Annotated in this window: 4 protein-coding genes; 2 read left to right on the forward strand and 2 right to left on the reverse strand. The window is 51.2% G+C overall.

Annotated features, from left to right (window positions below; all coding sequences use genetic code 11):
- Positions 1 to 87 precede the first annotated feature (87 nt).
- Positions 88 to 750 carry a hypothetical protein gene (locus PG2093B_RS01585; protein WP_129896856.1) on the reverse strand — a complete coding sequence of 221 codons (663 nt, stop codon included), beginning with the start codon at positions 748 to 750 and terminating at the stop codon, positions 88 to 90.
- Between the two features lie 11 nt (positions 751 to 761).
- Positions 762 to 1,073, reverse strand: coding sequence for an Abi family protein (locus PG2093B_RS01590; RefSeq protein ID WP_129896857.1), 312 nt, complete (start codon positions 1,071 to 1,073; stop codon positions 762 to 764).
- Between the two features lie 372 nt (positions 1,074 to 1,445).
- On the opposite strand from PG2093B_RS01590, the gene rplU reads away from it, so the two are divergent.
- Positions 1,446 to 1,754, forward strand: coding sequence for a 50S ribosomal protein L21 (rplU, locus tag PG2093B_RS01595; RefSeq protein WP_022858357.1), 309 nt, complete (start codon positions 1,446 to 1,448; stop codon positions 1,752 to 1,754).
- Positions 1,755 to 1,803: 49 nt separating this feature from the next.
- Positions 1,804 to 2,055, forward strand: a complete 252-nt coding sequence (rpmA, locus tag PG2093B_RS01600) for a 50S ribosomal protein L27 (protein WP_022858358.1) — start codon at positions 1,804 to 1,806, stop codon at positions 2,053 to 2,055.
- Positions 2,056 to 2,473 lie beyond the last annotated feature (418 nt).

Genomic DNA, 2,473 nt, shown 5'->3' on the forward strand with positions numbered 1-2,473 from the left:
GGAATCATTTCGGACACACGAAATGGCCAGGCGCCATAATGACCGGACACATCATGAACACCCCGACACGCCAATCGGCAGAAGGCTTCAGCTCAGATTAGAGACACATCTTTTGGCGTATAACCCTAGATATACCATCTTGATTTTCCCGAAATGGGCGTGCTTTACTGAGATGTTATTACAAAAGAGCACCCGATCATTATTGCGATTCGAGGTGGTAACGAGCTCGTCAAGAATCTCCTCAGCGGAATACAACTTTCCGCCCATCTTTTGTGGAGTCAGCTTGAAGGCAATCTTTCGGATTCGCTGATTTCTTCTTGGATCTCTTGCTGCAATATGCCTGATATCGCTGACATTCAACCAGCCATGAGTAAGGGTTGGATCAATGCAATGCAGCAATGTCAGAGCACTATTGATGAATTCATTGGCATTGAGATAGAGGATGTTCTCGTAGTGTGCAATTCGATTACGGACATCATGAATCCTGTATAACTGCTGAGCAATATATACACGTCCAGTCTCATTTTGATGGGCTCTGGGAAAAGCCGATGACAGGATTGTTTCCCAAAGTCTTTGGGTTGTTTGGGTATTCCTATTGGTAACCGCTTGGCCAATGAGTTTCGTCCATACGCCAAACGTGAGTTGGGAAACAATGTCATCATGTGTGCATTCGCGGTCTATGCGAGCACTACTTCGTTCGGAGAACCTTGATTTCGCAGCTTTCGCTGCCCACTGATTTGCTCTTCTCAAGTCGCTGCCTATCAATGTGTCGACAAAGTGCTGAACAGAGGAAGCATTGTCGTCAATGCCATTGCCGAACCAATTGATCCAGTCGCAAGTTCCTGCCTGTTGGCAAATTGATGAAGCGTCTTATCAAGGGCATTACGTAGAGGAATTTCTATGCATGCGATTGCTTTATAGAGTTCCGCTGAAAATGAGAGGTTCCAGCGGTAAAGTTCGATGGCTTGCTCAAGTGTATTACCGCGTGAAGTGTAATATGCGGCTTCAGTTATATAGGGCTGTAAACGCGCTTGACTAAGGTGATTAGGAAACAACTCGATGTTGTTGCGCATATGGCCCTCATTTCTATAATCTCTCCATTAAGGATTATATGGCTCATATTGGATGGTGCGTTTTAAACTGTCGGGTTTGAGAACTTGTCGAGATTGCATTTGTATCGCCGCTAAGGTACACTGAAAGAAGTTCCGGGATTGGCCGGGTTATTTTTCGGCAGGCCCCAACCTGATCAGGTTGGGGCCTGACTGTTTTGCGATCCAGAATTTCGGACATATAACCGGCTGGGGTGGTCGGCCGGGGTGTGGTCCCGGCGTGTCTTCGGCGTGTTGCGAAAGTACATGGTGCTGTGTATATTTGATTGCTGGTGTCTGGCCGCGAGGCTCGAACGTGCCGGGCAGTAAGCTTTCCAAGTGAATAAAGGAACTGATATGTACGCGATTGTCAAGGCCGGCGGCCATCAGGAAAAGGTCGAGGTCGGCGATACCATCCTCGTGAATCGTCTTGCAGCCAAGAAGGGTGAGACCGTGGAATTCCCGGTCGCGCTCGTTGTCGATGGCTCCAAGGTCACCATTGCCGCGGCTGATCTGGCAAAGATCTCCGTCAAGGGCGAAGTTGTGGACGACGAGGCCAAGGGCCCGAAGATCCGCATCCAGAAGTTCAAGAACAAGACCGGCGTTGCTCGTCGCAAGGGCCATCGCCAGAAGCTGAGCATCGTCAAGATCACTGAGATCGCCTGATTTCAGTTATTATTGACGGCAGACTTCAGCTAACCGAAAGGAACGAGAAATGGCACATAAGAAGGGCGCTTCCAGCTCGCGCAACGGTCGCGATTCGAACCCCCAGTACCTCGGTGTGAAGAAGTTCGGCGGCGAAGCCGTCGTGGCTGGCAACATTCTGGTTCGCCAGCGTGGTACCAACTTCCACCCGGGCCAGAACGTGGGCATCGGCAAGGACCACACGCTGTTCGCACTCGCGGACGGCCAGGTCAAGTTCGCTGTGCGCCGCGATCGCAAGGTCGTGGACGTCATCTCCGAGTGACAAGCCATCACTGATTTTTGTGTAACGCACGTCGTTTTGCGGCGTGCGTTTTTCTATATCTGTGCGCCTTTCGTCCGCCTGAGGGGATCGGGGCGGGGAGGTTGCGTGCGGATTGTACGCGGTTTGGGAGTGCCTGCGTAAAATCCTTGCGCAATAGAGTTGGTTAGCGTGCGAATTGTACGCAGTTCTGAGAGGCGTGCGTAAAACCCTTGCGCAACAAGGCCGGTTTGCGTATGAATTGTATGCAGCGCCTGAGGACGGCGTACAATTCGCACGCTGCAGCGGTTGATTCTGGGTTATACGCCAAAATGTGTGTCCTTTTGACTAGTTGCTGTCTTGCCATGGCGTGCTCCTGTGGAAGTCGTTCCATTCGATGCCGGTGCCGTATCGCTGCGGCATGCCGGTCTGGTCGTGCATG

Origin of the sequence: Bifidobacterium pseudolongum subsp. globosum, from assembly GCF_004155535.1 — a bacterium.
Taxonomy (GTDB): Bacteria; Actinomycetota; Actinomycetes; order Actinomycetales; family Bifidobacteriaceae; genus Bifidobacterium; species Bifidobacterium pseudolongum_C.

Bases quoted from the DNA above. Each gene is read 5' to 3' on its own strand.
- rplU (WP_022858357.1), top strand. From the start codon at position 1,446: ATGTACGCGATTGTCAAGGCCGGCGGCCATCAGGAAAAGGTCGAGGTC.
- rpmA (WP_022858358.1), top strand. From the start codon at position 1,804: ATGGCACATAAGAAGGGCGCTTCCAGCTCGCGCAACGGTCGCGATTCG.
- PG2093B_RS01590 (WP_129896857.1), bottom strand. From the start codon at position 1,073: ATGCGCAACAACATCGAGTTGTTTCCTAATCACCTTAGTCAAGCGCGT.